The organism is Ruegeria sp. YTSC004, from assembly GCF_059609805.1.
The window spans coordinates 496,865-513,302 of the sequence record NZ_JBXWMJ010000002.1 but is presented as its reverse complement, the minus strand read 5'-3'; the positions used below and the strand labels follow the sequence as shown (position 1 = coordinate 513,302).

Sequence of the window (16,438 nt, the reverse complement as noted above, 5' to 3'; positions counted from 1 at the left end):
TCCGCGATGGCCGAGGCCAAGCTGCGGATCGACAAATGGTTGTGGCAGGCGCGGTTCTTCAAGACCCGCAGCCTGGCCGCCAAACAGGTCAGCGGCGGTCATGTCCGATTGAACGGAAACCGGGTTCTGAAGCCGGCACAGGCCATTGGGCCCGGTGACGTTCTGACCTTCCCCCAAGGCCGTATCGTGCGCGTAGTACGCGTCGAAGCACTGGGGGAAAGGCGTGGCCCGGCGTCCGAGGCACAAACGTTATACTTCGATATGACGGAAAAGAAGGACGTGCCTCCTAAGAATCCGGGATTTGAGGGAAAGGGTCGTCCAACAAAGAAAGATAGGCGCGCGCTTGATCTTTCTCGCCCCCGGGATGGTTGATCCTACCTTGAAGAGAAGGCCAGACTGAATTAGCTAGACGCCCAAACCGAGAATGGGAATCCCACAATGACCTATGTCGTCACCGAAAACTGCATTGGCTGCAAATACACCGACTGCGTCGAAGTGTGTCCGGTGGATTGTTTTTACGAAGGTGAGAACACATTGGTCATTCACCCGGACGAATGCATCGACTGTGGTGTGTGTGAACCCGAATGCCCTGCGGACGCCATTCGTCCCGACACTGAGCCTGGAATGGAGCAGTGGGTCGAGTTCAACCGAAAATTCTCGGAACAGTGGCCGGTTATCGTGACCAAGAAAGACCCCTTGCCTGAAGCGGAAGAGCGTGACGGCGAAGAGGGCAAAATGGAGAAGTATTTCTCCGAAGCACCCGGTGAAGGCGGTTAAGCGATTCGGTAACTGAACCGGGTGGTTTGAATAGCGGTCTTCTGCTGTATCGCTTTGAAAAGTCTGGGGTTTCTTCACCATTGTGGGGGGCGGACTTTCGGGTGTCGCAATTTTGTGATATACTCAGAAACTGAATGATGAATGAGATGGGGATGACTCCGTAAGTATGTACGCTTTGGAGTTCTGATTTTTTGACAAACTTACCGCCTGACCGGACCAGATGTTGGCACGGTTTGGGGTCTTTTGTTGTCTCTGCCTCTCTCTTGTAACCAAGGATGAACCTGTATGTCTAAGTCGAAAAAGCTTGAGTTCCGCCCGAACGATTATGTTGTCTACCCCGCCCATGGTGTGGGCCAGATCATCTCGATCGAAGAGCAGGAAGTCGCGGGATACTCGCTCGAGCTGTTCGTCATTTCTTTTGAAAAAGACAAGATGACCCTGCGGGTGCCGACCAACAAGGTTACCGAATCCGGCTTGCGGTCCCTCAGCTCACCTGACGTTATCAGCCAGGCGATGAGAACCCTGAAGGGTAAGGCCAAGGTGAAACGTGCGATGTGGTCGCGCCGGGCGCAAGAATATGAACAAAAGATCAATTCCGGTGATCTGATCTCGATCGCCGAGGTTGTGCGCGATCTGCACCGCACTGATGACCAGCGCGAGCAGAGCTATTCTGAACGTCAGCTGTACGAAGCCGCGCTGGAACGCCTGACCCGCGAAGTCGCGGCTGTGTCCGGCGCAGTGGAAGTATCGGCGGCTAAGCAGATTGATGAGGTTCTGACCTCGCGCGCGGCCGCGGCTGCCTGATCGCTTCTCCAGTCAATTTTCTGGCCGCTCCCGAAAGGGGGCGGCTTTTTCGTGTTGATGGCTTGGTGAAAGCTCAGTTTACGGCTAATTTTCCAGCAAGAAGAGGCGCGTAGACAGTGAACCTAAAACAGACAGTCAAATATCTATATATCGGCCACGACCCCATTTCCGTCTGGTTTCGCTATGGCTTGATCCTGTTTGATGCGATCACCATCGTTTTCTTTGTCGCCACAGCAAATGGCGAACACGGCACGGGATTCACCGTTGCCAGCCTGATCATTGGGTTCTTCATCGTGCTGGATTTTTCGGCGCGGATGTGGATTTCGAAAGATCGCTGGAAGCTGCTGCGCCAAGTCTACACGATGGCCGACATTGTAGTGATCGTTTCGCTGTTTCTTGATCTGTTTCTACCGTGGAATCTGGCGTTCCTGCGTATCTTACGAGCGCTACGTCTGATCCATTCCTATCACCTGCTAAGGGATCTGCGACGGGACAGCGATTTTTTCCGGACGCATGAGGACGCAGTGATCGCGGCGATCAACCTGTTGGTGTTTGTGTTCGCCACGTCCACCGCTGTTTTGGTGTTCTTCATCCCAGAAAACAGCCCGCACGCCTATATCGATGCGCTTTACTTCACCATGGCAACCCTGACGACCACCGGGTTCGGAGACATTACGCTGGCGACCCCGGGGGGCAAACTGTTTTCGGTCTTCATCATGATCGTCGGCGTGGCGTTGTTTGTCCGGTTGGCACAGGCAATTTTCATGCCGCAGAAAGTGCGTCACAAATGCTCCAACTGTGGCCTCTACCGTCATGACCCTGACGCAGTTCACTGCAAACACTGCGGCGAAACCCTGAGGATCGAAACAGGCGGGACGACTTAGAGCGTTGCAACCAATGCCATAAGGAACGCGAGTTCTGCCAGTTGTTGCGAGGCACCCAGAACATCGCCCGTTTGCCCTTTGATTTTGGTCTTGGCGACGAGTGCCAAGATTACAACGATCAGCGCGGAAAATACCGTTGCCATCAGCGCGCTTGGTCCAATCAGCAGCAGAGATAAGATGACCGCAAGGCCATAGCCGATCGCCGCTGTCTCGGTCTTTGTGCCGCCGACGGAATGGCTCAACCCGCTTTTTCTGGCATTGGGTAAAGCTGCCATGAGGATGGGCATGACTGCGCGTGAGATGATGCAGGCCGCCAGAATACCCGCATATGCGTTGGCCGACAGAAGCGCGGCGATCAGCGCGACGCGCAGCAGTTGGGTAAAGATCAGGGTTAGAACGCCGTAAGCACCGATATGGCTGTCCTTCATGATTTCCAGGCGGCGTTCGGTGGTGAACCCGCCCCAAAACCCGTCAACCGTGTCCGCAAGCCCGTCTTCATGCATCGCGCCAGTTGCGATCACCAGCACCGCCACAAGTATCACGGCGCTGGCGAACGCGGGCAGGCCGAATGCACCGGCCGCCCAACCGACGGTACAGGCCAACGCCCCAACGACCAGCCCCACCAGGGGAAAGGCCCAGGCCGCATTGGCCTGCCGCGCAAACAGATATTCCGGTAGGCGTGGCATCGGCAGACGCGTCAACAGGACCAGCGACAGCGGAAAATCCCACGCGGAAAACAGTTTGGTGTCGTTTTTGTTCACTCCCGCGCCTTTCGGGGTCTTGTTGGATCGGACGCTTCGGTTAAACACACAGGACCACTCTGATGCAACGAGGCTTTGGATGCTGCCGGAATTAAAAGACCTGAATACCCTTCGCGAGGCCCTGAGTAACGCTCCGGGACCGGATGGAAATGCGCTGCAAGGTGCTGCCGAGCGCAACGGACAACTGACTAAACCCCCCGGCGCATTGGGCCGGCTTGAGGATTTGGCAATTTGGTATGCGGGCTGGCGTGGGGATGCCCGGCCGCAGATCTCTGCCCCTCAGGTAATCGTATTTGCGGGCAATCATGGCGTCACAGCGCAAGGTGTATCCGCCTTTCCGCCGGAAGTGACCGTGCAGATGGTCATGAACTTTGAACATGGCGGTGCGGCGATCAATCAGCTGGCCAAAGCAGCGGGTGCGACCATGAATGTGCACGCGCTGGATCTGGATCGGCCCACGGCGGATTTCACCGCGGGCCCCGCGATGTCCGAAGAAGAATTGCTTGAGGCCCTGCGCGTGGGCTGGACCGCCGTGGACCACAATGCCGATTTGCTTGTGGTTGGAGAGATGGGTATCGGCAACACGACACCGGCGGCTGCCATCGCATGCGCTTTGTTCGGTGGCGACGCCGCAGACTGGACCGGGCGTGGCACTGGGGTAGACGATGCCGGTTTGGCTAACAAAACACGCGTCGTGGCTGAAGGCGTGGCCCTGCACGCCGGTTCCGGCGACGGACTGGAAATTTTGCGCCGTCTGGGCGGGCGTGAAATCGCGGCCATGGCCGGGGCCATCGCAGCTGCGCGCTCCTTGCATATCCCGGTCATTCTTGACGGCTTTATCTGCTCGGCGGCTGCGGCCTGTCTGGCAAACATGTCCGAGGGCGCATTGGATCACACGGTTGCTGGCCACCAAAGTGCCGAAGGCGCGCACGCAGCGGTATTGGCCAAGCTGGGCAAAGAGCCGCTGTTGAGCCTTGGATTGCGTTTGGGCGAAGGCTCGGGCGGGGCGCTGGCGATCAACATTCTCAAAAGCGCCGTCGCGTGCCATTCCGGAATGGCGACATTTGCCGAAGCAGGTGTTTCGGACGGTTGATCGAGCAGCCTGATCCGGCAAGACCGGGTCAGGCTGATTTCTTTGCGTGTTTCTCGGCCAGCTCCAACAGCTCGGTTTCCAGGTCTTTTTCAAGCTGCCGCGCCCGCTCGATGTACTTTTTGTTATCAGCGGTTGGCATTCCGGGAATCCACAGCTCTGCCAGATCACGCACAGAAGCACGGTCGTGGTGATAAAATGTCTGCTCGGCCTGCGCCGCTTCGTATTCGCTCAGACCTACGTTTTCTAGAACATAGCGGCCCGCTCGCAGTGACCCGTCGAACATCTCGCGGACAATGTCATTCGCTCCGGCCTGATACAACTGGTAGACATGGGTACGATCCCGTGCGCGGGCCACAATATGCAAATCCGGGCGTTGACGCCGGGCGAAGCCAACCAACCGCGTGACTTGCTTGGGATCATCCATCGCAGCGACCAGGACTGAAGCCTTTTCTAACCCGGCGGCACGCAACAGTTCTGGCCGCGTAGGGTCACCCAAAAACCCTTTGACGCCGAACCGGCGCATCAATTGGATTGTCTCGATATCGTGGTCCAGAACGACGGTTTTGAAGCCGCTGGCGCGAACAAGCCGGTTTACGATCTGACCAAAACGACCAATCCCGGCGATGATGACAGGGCCTTTCTCGTCGATTTCATCGGGTTCGACTTCCGCGGCGCCATCGCCCATACGGCGCGACATCAGATCATAGATGATGAACAACAGCGGCGTGATCAGCATTGTCAAGGCGATGATCATCAGCAGTTTTTGTGACAAATCCGGCGGGATGACGTTTTGCTGCGTTGAGAAAGCCAACAGCACAAAGCCGAACTCGCCCGCTTGGGCCAGACCCAATGTGAACAACCAGTGATCCCGACCACGCAACCGGAACGCGCGACCAACCAGAAACAGGATGATGCCTTTTGCCAAAATGACCAGCAACGCAAGACCGATCAGATCAAGCGGGTCGTTGAAAAAGTAACCGACATCAATCCCGGCGCCGACCGTGATGAAGAACAGGCCTAGGAACAGGCCCTTGAACGGCTCAAGGTCGCTTTCCATTTCGTGGCGGAATTCCGAACTGGCCAAAACAACACCCGCCAGAAACGCACCCAGAGCAGGGGAGAGCCCGACAAGCGTCATCAGGAAGGAAATTCCCACGACGATCATCAACGCCAGCGCCGTATACATTTCGCGCAACCGGGTTGCGTGGATGAAGCGGAACAGTGGGCGCGTCAGGTAGATACCGGCCAGAATGACAAAGGCAACCGCGCCGATGGTGACCAGCGTAACAGCCCAGCCAGGCAAACCTTCGACCAGTGACAAGCTGTGATGGCCCGCGTCATGGAGTGCGTCCGCGCCGCGGTCGATTGAGCCGTCGCTTTCGATATGAGGCATTGCAGGCAGCGCCAAAAGCGGCAGCATTGCCAGAATGGGAATGACGGCTATGTCCTGTGTCAACAGGACCGAAAACGTCGCTCGCCCGCCATTTGTCTGCATCAGACCCTTTTCCGAGAGGGTCTGTAAAACAATAGCGGTTGAGGACAGTGATAAGGTCAACCCGACGGCCAGGGCGACCGACCAGGGGTGATTTGCATACATGGCCACTGCAGCGATTACTGCGGTCGACAACAAGACTTGCAGGCCGCCTAGCCCAAGAAGCCGGTCTCGCATGTCCCACAAAGCGCGCGGCTCAAGCTCTAGCCCGATCAAGAACAGCATCATGACCACACCGAATTCCGCTACATGCTGCAGGCTTTCGGTTTCGGCCCCCACAAGCCCGAAGACAGGCCCGATGACGATGCCAGCGGCCAGATAACCCAGAACAGAACCCAACCCCAGACGTGCCGACAAGGGCACTGCAATCACGGCGGCAGCCAGATAGATCGAAGCCTGGTAAAGGAAATCGTCCATGTTTGTCCTCTCGGTCCGGTCAGGTGGGCAATGGCGCGTCGCGTTTAAGTTGGTCCATCACGATCTGGCTGTGCACCCGTGCCACTGCAGGATGCGGCAGTATCACCTGGTGAAGCAAGCGGTTGAGCGCGGAAAGATCGTCGCAATACACGTGCAGCAGGTAATCTGCCTCTCCGGTCATCGTCCAGGCGCTGGTGATTTCGGCGCAGGTGTCGACCATGCGGGCAAAACTTGCGGATTGTTCCGGGCCATGTGTGCCCAAATGCACCTGAATGAACCCTTGGACCTGCAGACCAAGTTTTAGGGGATCCAGCCGTGCCGCATATCCGGTGATATAGCCTTCGGCCTCAAGCCGCTGACGGCGTCGCCCGGCCTGGCTTGGTGACAGGTTCAGCATTTCACCCAATTGATGCGCGGTCAGATGTGCGTCCTTTTGCAAGGCAGACAGCAGACGCGTATCGGTGGAATCCAGCATATGCGGAATTTCTCCAAAATTTCCCAAGTTCATGCGTGATTTACGCATATGATCATAGTTTACACGAAAACTATGCGCAGAAACAGCGCTTGGTAAGGCGTATTTTGGAATCAGCAAAGAAATTCCTGTTTTTACGGAGACGCGCCATGGGTCCTTTCCCGCACAACGCCCCGAAATCTGTCATCAGCCCTGAAAATCCAGCCGGAACCGATGGGTTTGAATTTGTCGAATTCGCCCACCCTGAGCCGCAAGAACTGCGCGACCTTTTCGCCAAAATGGGGTTCGAGTTGGTCGGACACCACACGGACAAGCCACTGGTTGAGCTGTGGCAGCAGGGGGACGTGACCTACATCCTGAATGCCGACCCGGAGAGCTTTGCCGCTAAGTTCGTGGCAGAACACGGCCCCTGTGCCCCTGCGATGGGATGGCGTGTCGTGGACGCGCAGAAAGCCTATGAACACGCGGTGTCAAAAGGCGCTGAACCTTATGACGCGGCGGACAAGACCATGGAGGCCCCAGCGATCAAGGGTATTGGCGGTTCGCTGATCTATTTCATCGATCAGTATTATGAAACATCGCCTTACAATCAGGAATTCACCTGGAACAAACAGTCCAAACCGCGCGGCGATGGGTTCTATTACCTCGATCACCTGACGCACAACGTCTACAAGGGCAACATGGATAAGTGGTTCAAATTCTACGAGAGCCTGTTTAACTTCCGCGAAATCCGCTTTTTTGACATTCAGGGTAAATTCACTGGCCTGTTTAGCCGCGCGCTGACATCGCCTTGTGGTCGTATTCGTATTCCGATCAACGAAGACCGGGGCGAAACCGGGCAGATCGTATCATACCTCAAGAAGTACAAGGGTGAAGGTATTCAGCATATCGCAGTGGGTAGTGAAGATATTTACGCCTCGACCGATGCGATTGCGGAAAAGGGCCTGAAGTTTATGCCGGGTCCGAACCAGGCCTATTACGACATGTCTAAGGAACGTGTCGTGGATCATGATGAACCTCTGGACCGGATGATCAAGCACGGCATCCTGATCGATGGCGAGGGCGTGCTGGACGGTGGCGAGACCCGGATCTTGCTGCAAATCTTCTCAAAAACCGTGATCGGTCCGATCTTTTTCGAGTTCATTCAGCGCAAAGGCGATGATGGGTTTGGTGAAGGGAACTTTAAGGCCCTGTTCGAATCCATCGAACGCGAGCAGATCGAAAGCGGTGAAATTTCAGCTGCTTAACGGCGTAAAGTAATTCACCAAAGGGCGGTCGGGGATATCCCTCGACCGCCTTTGCTTTTTGAACCGTCAGCTTCGCGGCATTTTCAACGTCAGGTTTCTTCCGCGCTTTTGGTATCGCAATTCGCTGTCGCCAATGGCGATAACATTGCCGCCGTCCAGCCTGTCTCCGACTTTCAGTTTTTTGTACCGACCACTGGGCAACCGGACCAGCGCGCGCCGGTTGGCCGGGGTCCCGTAAACCCCAATCAAGTTCAGCTTGCGCAGATTGAGCGCATTGTCGATGGTCGCCTGCCGCGCCACCGAGGCGGTCGACGGGATTTTCGGTGCCACGGCCTTTGGTTGGAAAGAACCAGCTTCGTCCGAGCTTTGATCGACCGCTGCAGTCGATCCAAGATTGGCGGTGCTTGTGTTTGTACTGGCCGGGCGGGCAAGTCCGGCTGGTCGTGTTTTGGGGCGCGGAACGCGGACAACAGCCAAAGCCGTCGGCGTTTCGTCGATTTGAGGGCTGCTTTGCAGGGACTTGGGGCGCAGTTTCGGACGCAGAACCGCCAGTTCTTCGCGTGTGCGTCCGCCAAGTTGTTGCCGTTCAAAGCTTTCCAGCAAATTGGCGGGACGTGGATTTGGCCTTTTCTGCGCTAAGCGGGCTGTAGGATCTTCCTCAATCGGCTCTTGTTCGAACCGAACCGGAACTGCCGGGGGAACCTTGGCTGGTCGGCCAAGGTAAACGACCACTCCGTCGGGGTTCCGGGTTCCTTCGGCTGAAGGCGTGACGAGGCCGCGTTCGTCCAGTTCGTACTGGACTCCGGCCTGCGCGGGCAGGGCGTTTTGCTCAAACGGCAGGTCAGTTTCGAAGCTGCTGACGGGGGGCAGCGCCACCGCGTCCCGCGACAACTCAGTGCTGTCCAGGGATGCCAGATACAGGTCCTCTGCCGATTCCAGGATCGGATCGGGCAAAGGATCAGGGGCAAATATCTCGATGCCCACCTGTGACGGGATTTCTATGGGCTCAGCCTCTTGTCCCACCGGTTCAACCTGCGTCGGTGCCACATTCAGCGCTTCGAGGATTGCAGCATCGGTCGCGCTGAGATCAGCGGCGGTTTCTTCAACAGGTTCGGTTTGCTGCTCTTCCTCTGGCGCGGTTGCGGCCGCCTCAGGCTCGAATTCAAGCTCCGGATCGCCGTCAACCTCCTGTGTTTCGGCGATCTGCTCGTCAGGTGTGGGGTTTCGCACAGTTTCTTCAATCGAAACCGCCTCGGATACTGAGGGTTCGGTGTCGTCAGATCCGGTCAACGACCACACGGTCAGGGCAATACCGGCAACGAGAGCGGCTGCCGCAGCTGGAACGGCGTAGCGGTTGATTGGGTGTGTGGCTTTCGTTTCGGCAGCAATGTTCGCGTTGGGCGCTGAACGAAACTCTGGTGGGATCTCGGTATCAGCGATCGCGTGAATGGCAGGGCCATCATGTTCTTTGGCGGGTTCTTCGCCCTCACCGGGGTCCACCGCCGCGGTCGCATTGGGCGCGGAAGGAAGCTCCGTTTGGGGCTCGGTAAAAACGATTGCCCGATCGGCGGCAGCTTCATTTTCTTTTGCGGACTCTTCTACCTCAACCGTTTCCACAGCACCGGCCGTGACGGGGACTGAAGGAAACTCTGTCGGGGTCTCGGAATCTGCAATCGTGTCTGCGATAGGTCCTTCATCAGTTTTGGCAGAATCCTCAACCTCGAACGGTTCCGCAGCAATGACCGTGTCTGGGGCATCGATTTCGAACCGAGGTTCAGCCGGGTATTCCTGACCCTCGGTCGGGGTTGAATACTGTACCGGAACAAACCCGTGCTCGGCGGCAAATGTCCGGGCCTCATCCAAGGTTTGCCTGGCGACAGCGGCAATATGGGTTGTCGGACCGACGGTTGCGGTGTCGAAGGCGAGCTCATCCAGCGCATAGGGAGTTGCCTCGGTCAGTTCCGCCCGCACTTTTTCAGCGCTTTCCTCGGGGCTTAGGCCCTCTGTTGATACGGACAAAAATCGTACCTGATCCGCTGGTATCACCAGCTTGCAGTTCAGGTCGTTTTCAAGGGCAAAGCCCTGATCCCGCAATGCGATGATCTGCGTATTCAGGTCGGGCGCATCCAGAGCAACCTCGCCAATGCAGTACCAGTCACCATCCGAATGGTGGTGCAAGGATATTCCGGTCGAAGAAAAAGACAGCGCAAAGGCGGGTTTCATAATCCGGAAAAACCATAGTTGTCAGCATCTGTGCAAACGATCATTCGCCCGCAGAGCGACATTAAAGCAGGATCCCGCCGAGGGAAAGAAAAAGCCGGTCTTTCCCCTTGTTCGGCAGACCCCCGCCACCCCATGTTGGAAGAAAGAAAATTGGAGGGAAGACCTTGAATAAAATCGCTTTTCTAGCTGCAGTTCTGACGATGTCAGTTGCGGGCATGACCCATGCGGAAGAACGTCGCATCACCGTTGACGCGGCGGGAACCGTGCAGGCCGCGCCTGATATGGCGACTATTACTCTGGGCGTGACCAATGAAGACGGGCAGGCCTCAAACGCGATGAAGGCCACTTCGGAATCGGTGTCTCAGGTCCTGAGCCGGTTGCAGGAACTTGGGATCGAAACGCGTGATGTGCAGACCCGCGATGTGTCTTTGTCGCCGGTTTGGAACAACCGGAACAGCGCCAGCGGAGATCGACCCGAGATTTCCGGTTTTGTCGCCTCGAACCGAGTCGTAGTACGTGTGCGTGACCTGTCGCAGCTTGGTACGATCATGGACTCGGTTATCCAGGATGGAGCCAATGATTTTGGCGGGTTGAGCTTTGGCGTGCAGGATCCGAAACCGTTGCAAGCGCAGGCGCGGGCCAACGCTGTGGCCGAAGCGACCGCCAAGGCCGAGCAGTTGGCACAGGCGGCTAACGTGACACTCGGACCAGTTCAAGAGATCAGCGAACAGGTCGGTGGCGCGCGCGCCGTGGCCATGATGCGGGAATTCAGCGCTGCGGATGCAGGTGGTGTAGCGGTCGCAGGTGGCGAGGTGTCCGTTTCGGTCACCGTCACAATGGAATTCGAAATCTCTGAGTAACCTCAGATGCTTGCGCGGGCCTTCAAAGGTTGCCTTTGTTGGCCCGTCTGGTCAAAGTTGTCCGGCGAGAGCCAATCCTCAAAGGCGCTGCGGATGCGGGGCCATTCGCTGTCGAGGATGGAATACCACGCCGTATCCCGGTTGCGACCTTTGTAATGGGTGGCCTGTCGGAAAATACCTTCAAAGGTAAAGCCCAAACGCTCGGCCGCGCGACAGGACGGCGCGTTCAGCGCGTCGCACTTCCATTCGTAACGGCGATAGCCCAACTCATCGAACACGCGCCGCATCATCAGGAACATAGTCTCGGTCGATTGCGGGCTACGCTGCAATAAGGGTGAGAAGTGGATGTGTCCCACCTCGATCGCACCCGCCGCCGGGTCAATCCGCAGAAATGAAGCCATACCCACCGGCGTTTCGTTGCTATCCAGTACCGTGTGGAACATCGGATCGGAATCCATGCAGGTCTCACGGGTCCAATCCTCAAACTCGCGTTCGCCGTCGAACGGTCCATAGGCAAGGTAGGTCCAGTTGTGGCCATCCGTGTCGTTGGCAAACGCCCGGAACAACCCGGGCGCATGCCTGTTAACATCAAGCGGGACAACGGAACAATATCGGCCCTCCATCGGCGTGTAAGGTGGTGTAGGGCGAGGGAAATCGCCCGTTACCGGCAATCCGATGGGTTGGCCCAGATCATTGGTGTTGTGCCCGCTCATGGATCAGGCCGACGCTTTGGCCAGCGCCTGATCAAGATCGGCGATCAGGTCATCGGCGTCTTCGATACCAATGGACACCCGCACAACGCCGGGGCCAGCGCCTGCGGCCTCTTGCTGTTCCGGGGTCAGCTGCCGATGCGTGGTCGAGGCAGAGTGAATGATCAGCGACCTTGCATCACCCAAGTTGGCCACGTGGCTGAAAATCTCAAGCGCGTTGACCAGTTTGATGCACGCGTCATAGCCGCCCTTGACCGCGAAGGTGAACAGGGCTCCCGCGCCCTTCTTGTAATGCGTCTTCACCCGATCGTGGTACGGCGACGATGGCAGTCCGGCATAGGTGACATATTCCACGCGGTCATCCGCCTCGAGCCATGCGGCGATCTTTTGTGCGTTTTCGACGTGACGCTCCATCCGCAAAGACAGGGTCTCGATTCCCATCAGCGTATAGTGTGCCGCCTGCGGGTTCATGGTCATGCCCAGATCGCGCAGGCCAATGGCAATTCCGTGGAAAGTGAAGGCCAGCGGGCCGAAGGTCTCATGGAATTTAAGGCCGTGATACGCCTGCTCCGGCTCACTGAGAGAGGGGAACTTATCATTTGCTGACCAGTCGAATTTGCCCGAATCCACGATGCAGCCGCCGGTGACGGTGCCGTTGCCGGTCAGGTATTTGGTGGTCGAGTGCACGACCAGAGTCGCGCCGTGTTCGATCGGGCGGCACAGGTATGGCGTGGCCGAGGTGTTGTCGACGATCAGCGGAATGCCCGCAGCGTCAGACACATCCGCCAGCGCGCGGATGTCAGTGACATAGCCGCCGGGGTTGGCAATGGATTCGCAGAACACCGCACGGGTGTTTTCGTCGATTGCGTCTTTCACGGCGTCCAGGTCATCGGTGTCGACAAACTTGGCAGACCAGCCAAAGCGTTTGATGGTCTGGCTGAACTGCGTGACCGTGCCGCCATAGAGGCGCGTCGAGGCGACCACATTGCAGCCCGGACCCATCAGCGGGAACAGCGCCATTATCTGTGCTGCGTGACCTGACGAGCAGCAAACCGCGCCGACGCCGCCTTCCAGCGTGGCGACACGTTCCTGCAGAACGGCCACGGTGGGGTTGGTCAGGCGGGAATAGATGAAACCAACTTCTTGCAGGTTGAACAGGGCGGCCGCGTGATCCGCGTCGCGGAACACATAGGCTGTCGTCTGATAAATCGGTGTCTGACGCGCGCCAGTTGCAGGATCGGGTCGGGCGCCCGCGTGAATTTGAAGCGTATCAAAACCGTAGGTGGGGCCGTCAGACATCTTGGAAATCTCCTGTTGGAAAGTGCGTTGCTGAATCTCTAGGCGATTGGGCGCGCGCAGACAACATTCCTGTCAGCGCATCCAAAGACCATTCTTGCGTATCGTGTTGCGAATAACCTGCTCGCGTTTGGGAAGGTTCTCGCGGTCGAACATGTCCCTGATCTTGTGACCTTTGCGCTGCAGAACCAGCTTCTTGATCGGGTCATATCCCTTGAGGACCTTCTTGACCCGGTTTGGCGCAACCACGGTTTCCAGCACCGCGACAGCGTGATCGCTTTCACGGGCGTAGAGCAGGGGGAACAGGCGGTAATGACAGCTGACCGATCCGTCCAGAAGACCTGCGGGCAGGGCATCGCGACCGCCGCCGAACGAGTGGATAACCAGCGGCAGTGCAGCCTGATCCAGCCAGGGGTCAAAATTCTGTCCTGCCATCTCGGGGATTTCGCCGTCGCGGATCGTGCAGGCATAGTCCAGAAAGCGCTTTCCGAAGGTGTGAGGGCAGGAATGAAAGAAATACCCGGCATTGAAGTACAGATAGCGCCGCCAGTAATCCACCGGTTGGCTGGTATCCAGCGAGCTGTCGAAATCCAGTCCGAACCTTTGATAAAGCGCCTTCCAGATCCCATCCAGTCCAGGACCATACAAGGTTGGTTTGGGCCAGGTTCCTTCGACCCTTAGCGATGCGCCGGGGCGGTCAAAGTCGAAGGGGACGCTGGTCAGATCGCCGGTGATCAGTGTGTCACTGTCGAAAAACACAAAGGGCTCACCCTCGGGCATGGCCAGCAAAGCTTCGATCTTGTTGCCATAAGGGTAACTGGCGCCAAATACTTTGTTTTCGAACGGCAAGATCTCGGCATCCAGCTGACGGAGTGCTTTCAGCAGATCCTCGTTCTGGATGGTAGGGTCCTGCGGCCAGCGTGGACCGGGTTGTGGAACAGCCACGAACAGTCGACCGGAAAAATCAGGGCTGCTGTGCCGCAGCGAGGCGGCAAACAAAAGGGCTTCGTATTGCAGACGGTTGTTTTGCCCGATGATAACGATGTTGAATTTCGGGGCGCTGGCCTGCATCCGGTGACTTTCAGTACTTGTGGGTGCCGTGGTCCGGCGCTGCTCGGGTTTCTTGTCGGACGTACAGTATGCAGGCGCGCCCGTCAAAACCAGATGCGATGCGTGCAATTTGAAAAATGTCGGCGCAATCCCATGTTAGGGACACGTCCCCGTTCAGGAGTGCCCCCATGAGGATCAACGCAGATTTCACCAAACGTGTTGCAGTTCATTTCGACCAGAATGAATGGATCGCGTCACCCGCCGCCGGTGTCGAACGCAAGATGCTGGATCGCATCGGCGAGGAGGTTGCCCGCGCAACGACAATCGTCCGTTTCGCTCCGGGCAGCGCATTTTCGGCCCACACCCATGACGGGGGAGAAGAATACTTGGTTCTGGACGGCGTTTTTCAGGACGAAACCGGAGATTTCCCGGTCGGCAGTTATGTGAGAAACCCTCCGACCTCGTCGCACACACCTTCGGCTAAAGAGGGGGCGACGATCTTGGTGAAGCTGCATCAGTTTGACCCGGATGATCGGACAGAGGTACGCCGCTCGATCAATGGTCAGGGGAATACTCAACTGTTCAAAGACGCGCATGAGGATGTCCGCGTGTTCAATCTTGCGGCGGGCGAGGCGTTGGATCTGGACGCGTCGCACGGAATGGAGCTGTTTGTGATCGAAGGCTCGCTGAGGGAATCTGACGAGGATTTCACGACCTGGGACTGGCTGAGGTTGCCTCCGGGCGCGCGATCTACCGCCGTGGCGGGTGCTTCGGGAGCGCGTGTTTGGACGAAAACAGGGCATTTGGCTCAGATGGTCTGATACGTTCGCTGCAAGAAAAACAGGCAGAAACAAAGGAAAACCGGGTCGATTGGTCCGGTTTTTTCATTTTTTGACCATTTGGCAAATTTTACCATTTGATAAAAAATTACTTTGTGGCAAGCTGAGGCCACAACAAACATATCTACAGGGAGTAGAGTGATGGCACAGGGCCAGATTGCCCCCGGCATTGTCTCCGGGCGGCTGTCCAGCGATGAGCTGACCTCGAATTTCACGGATTTGCATCCGCCACTGGCCCCCCATGAGGCCGCCGTGGCAGCGGATCGGTGCTATTTTTGTTACGACGCACCATGCGTCACAGCCTGTCCGACAGACATCGACATTCCGCTGTTCATGCGCCAGATTCAGGCTGGTCAGCCCGAAGCGGCGGGTGAGACCATTTTGGCGCAGAACATTCTGGGCGGCATGTGCGCCCGCGTTTGCCCGACTGAAACGCTGTGCGAAGAAGTCTGCGTGCGTGAAACCGCCGAAGGTTCACCGGTCGAAATCGGAAGGCTGCAGCGTTACGCGACGGACAGTGTGATGGTTGGCGGGAGTCATCCGTTCCAACGGGCCGCACCAACCGGCAAAACGGTTGCCGTAATCGGGGCAGGGCCTGCGGGTTTGGCCTGTGCGCACCGGCTGGCCATGTTTGGGCATGACGTGGTGATCCACGAAAGCCGCCCCAAACCGGGTGGGCTGAACGAATACGGGATCGCAGCGTATAAATCGACCAACGATTTTGCTCAGGCCGAAGTCGACTGGCTGCTGAAAATCGGCGGAATCTCGATTGAGACCGGTTCAGTTCTGGGCGAGGGGATCTCGCTGAAAGGGCTAGCCGAGAACTATGATGCAGTGTTTCTGTCTATTGGTCTTGCCGGGGTGAATGCCTTGCGCGCCGACGGGGTGGAAAAAGATGGTGTTCGCTTTGCAGTGGATTTCATTTCGGACGTGCGTCAGGCCTCTGATCTGGTTGATTTGCCCGTGGGTCGCAACGTGGTCGTCATCGGCGGCGGCATGACTGCAGTGGACGCTGCGGTGAAGTCGAAACTGTTGGGTGCCGAACATGTCACCATTGCCTATCGCCGTGGACGCGACGCAATGGGGGCCAGCCGGTACGAACAGGACCTCGCAGCCTCGCACGGCGTCAAGATCATGACCAATGTGCAACCTGTGGCCATCCATGGAAACGGGGCCGCGGTCGAGATCGAGTTGGAGTATACTGCCAGCCACGACGGTCAGCTTTCGGGCACCGGGGAAATGATCCGCTTGCCTGCAGATCAGGTCCTCAAGGCCATTGGCCAAAAGCTGGACGGCGCGCCGGAAGGGCTGAAGCTCGACGGCAACAAGATTGCTGTGTCTGGTGCCGGGCGTACCTCGATGGCGGGTGTCTGGGCTGGGGGCGACTGTGCGGCGGGAGGCGAAGACCTGACCGTGACCGCAGTGGCCGAGGGCCGTGATGCCGCGATGGACATCCACGCAACTCTGGTTTCGTGATAGGGTGGGGTATTCACCCCATTCCTTTCGCTGCTGA

The 16,438-nt window shown here is 57.5% G+C and carries 16 protein-coding genes; 9 read left to right on the top strand and 7 right to left on the bottom strand.

What is annotated here, in order from left to right:
- The first annotated feature begins 6 nt into the window (after window positions 1–6).
- From AC2FFP_RS06210 to AC2FFP_RS06195, 4 genes are all read left to right on the top strand, one after another.
- The gene (locus AC2FFP_RS06210) at window positions 7–372 is read left to right on the top strand and encodes an RNA-binding S4 domain-containing protein (RefSeq protein ID WP_496738733.1); all 366 of its coding nucleotides are present in this window, start codon (window positions 7–9) and stop codon (window positions 370–372) included.
- A gap of 66 nt (window positions 373–438) precedes the next feature.
- Window positions 439–777 carry a ferredoxin FdxA gene (gene fdxA, locus AC2FFP_RS06205; protein ID WP_058273871.1) on the top strand — a complete coding sequence of 113 codons (339 nt, stop codon included), beginning with the start codon at window positions 439–441 and terminating at the stop codon, window positions 775–777.
- Between the two features lie 285 nt (window positions 778–1,062).
- On the top strand, window positions 1,063–1,581 hold the full coding sequence (locus tag AC2FFP_RS06200; protein WP_496766754.1) for a CarD family transcriptional regulator: 519 nt from the start codon (window positions 1,063–1,065) through the stop codon (window positions 1,579–1,581).
- A 116-nt stretch (window positions 1,582–1,697) separates the two neighbouring features.
- Window positions 1,698–2,465, top strand: a complete 768-nt coding sequence (locus AC2FFP_RS06195) for a potassium channel family protein (protein ID WP_058277667.1) — start codon at window positions 1,698–1,700, stop codon at window positions 2,463–2,465.
- Here the strand turns inward: AC2FFP_RS06195 and cobS are convergent.
- Window positions 2,462–3,226: an adenosylcobinamide-GDP ribazoletransferase gene (cobS, locus tag AC2FFP_RS06190; protein ID WP_496766752.1), complete on the bottom strand. Its 765-nt coding sequence runs from the start codon at window positions 3,224–3,226 to the stop codon at window positions 2,462–2,464. The two genes, AC2FFP_RS06195 and cobS, sit on opposite strands and share 4 nt — an antisense overlap.
- Before the next feature lie 79 nt (window positions 3,227–3,305).
- Here cobS and cobT point away from each other — a divergent pair, with 79 nt between their 5' ends.
- Complete coding sequence (gene cobT / locus AC2FFP_RS06185; protein ID WP_496843982.1) at window positions 3,306–4,319, top strand: nicotinate-nucleotide--dimethylbenzimidazole phosphoribosyltransferase; 1,014 nt, start codon at window positions 3,306–3,308, stop codon at window positions 4,317–4,319.
- Window positions 4,320–4,347: 28 nt separating this feature from the next.
- Here cobT and AC2FFP_RS06180 read toward each other — a convergent pair whose 3' ends face one another.
- Together AC2FFP_RS06180 and AC2FFP_RS06175 are read right to left on the bottom strand one after the other, a co-directional pair.
- On the bottom strand, window positions 4,348–6,228 hold the full coding sequence (locus AC2FFP_RS06180; RefSeq protein WP_496722288.1) for a monovalent cation:proton antiporter-2 (CPA2) family protein: 1,881 nt from the start codon (window positions 6,226–6,228) through the stop codon (window positions 4,348–4,350).
- 19 nt (window positions 6,229–6,247) lie between these two features.
- Window positions 6,248–6,703 carry an Lrp/AsnC family transcriptional regulator gene (locus AC2FFP_RS06175; RefSeq protein WP_496844049.1) on the bottom strand — a complete coding sequence of 152 codons (456 nt, stop codon included), beginning with the start codon at window positions 6,701–6,703 and terminating at the stop codon, window positions 6,248–6,250.
- Window positions 6,704–6,849: 146 nt separating this feature from the next.
- On the opposite strand from AC2FFP_RS06175, the gene hppD reads away from it, so the two are divergent.
- A complete protein-coding gene (hppD, locus tag AC2FFP_RS06170; RefSeq protein WP_496766746.1) occupies window positions 6,850–7,947 on the top strand; it encodes a 4-hydroxyphenylpyruvate dioxygenase in 1,098 nt (365 codons plus the stop codon).
- Between the two features lie 66 nt (window positions 7,948–8,013).
- Here hppD and AC2FFP_RS06165 read toward each other — a convergent pair whose 3' ends face one another.
- Window positions 8,014–10,170 carry a hypothetical protein gene (locus tag AC2FFP_RS06165; protein WP_496843981.1) on the bottom strand — a complete coding sequence of 719 codons (2,157 nt, stop codon included), beginning with the start codon at window positions 10,168–10,170 and terminating at the stop codon, window positions 8,014–8,016.
- A 164-nt stretch (window positions 10,171–10,334) separates the two neighbouring features.
- Here AC2FFP_RS06165 and AC2FFP_RS06160 point away from each other — a divergent pair, with 164 nt between their 5' ends.
- On the top strand, window positions 10,335–11,030 hold the full coding sequence (locus AC2FFP_RS06160; RefSeq protein WP_496766740.1) for an SIMPL domain-containing protein: 696 nt from the start codon (window positions 10,335–10,337) through the stop codon (window positions 11,028–11,030).
- Between the two features lie 2 nt (window positions 11,031–11,032).
- On the opposite strand, the gene AC2FFP_RS06155 is transcribed toward AC2FFP_RS06160, so the two are convergent.
- The 3 genes from AC2FFP_RS06155 to AC2FFP_RS06145 form a co-directional block, all read right to left on the bottom strand.
- Window positions 11,033–11,743: a GNAT family N-acetyltransferase gene (locus AC2FFP_RS06155; protein WP_496880815.1), complete on the bottom strand. Its 711-nt coding sequence runs from the start codon at window positions 11,741–11,743 to the stop codon at window positions 11,033–11,035.
- Between the two features lie 3 nt (window positions 11,744–11,746).
- Window positions 11,747–13,039 (bottom strand): O-acetylhomoserine aminocarboxypropyltransferase/cysteine synthase family protein, encoded by a 1,293-nt coding sequence (locus AC2FFP_RS06150; protein ID WP_496776453.1) that lies wholly within the window; start codon window positions 13,037–13,039, stop codon window positions 11,747–11,749.
- A 72-nt stretch (window positions 13,040–13,111) separates the two neighbouring features.
- On the bottom strand, window positions 13,112–14,107 hold the full coding sequence (locus AC2FFP_RS06145) for a GT-B fold glycosyltransferase domain-containing protein (protein WP_496766736.1): 996 nt from the start codon (window positions 14,105–14,107) through the stop codon (window positions 13,112–13,114).
- Window positions 14,108–14,274: 167 nt separating this feature from the next.
- Between AC2FFP_RS06145 and AC2FFP_RS06140 the strand changes: the two genes are divergently transcribed.
- Window positions 14,275–14,907: a cupin domain-containing protein gene (locus tag AC2FFP_RS06140; protein WP_496719995.1), complete on the top strand. Its 633-nt coding sequence runs from the start codon at window positions 14,275–14,277 to the stop codon at window positions 14,905–14,907.
- Between the two features lie 159 nt (window positions 14,908–15,066).
- Window positions 15,067–16,401 carry an NAD(P)-dependent oxidoreductase gene (locus tag AC2FFP_RS06135; protein WP_496766734.1) on the top strand — a complete coding sequence of 445 codons (1,335 nt, stop codon included), beginning with the start codon at window positions 15,067–15,069 and terminating at the stop codon, window positions 16,399–16,401.
- Window positions 16,402–16,438 lie beyond the last annotated feature (37 nt).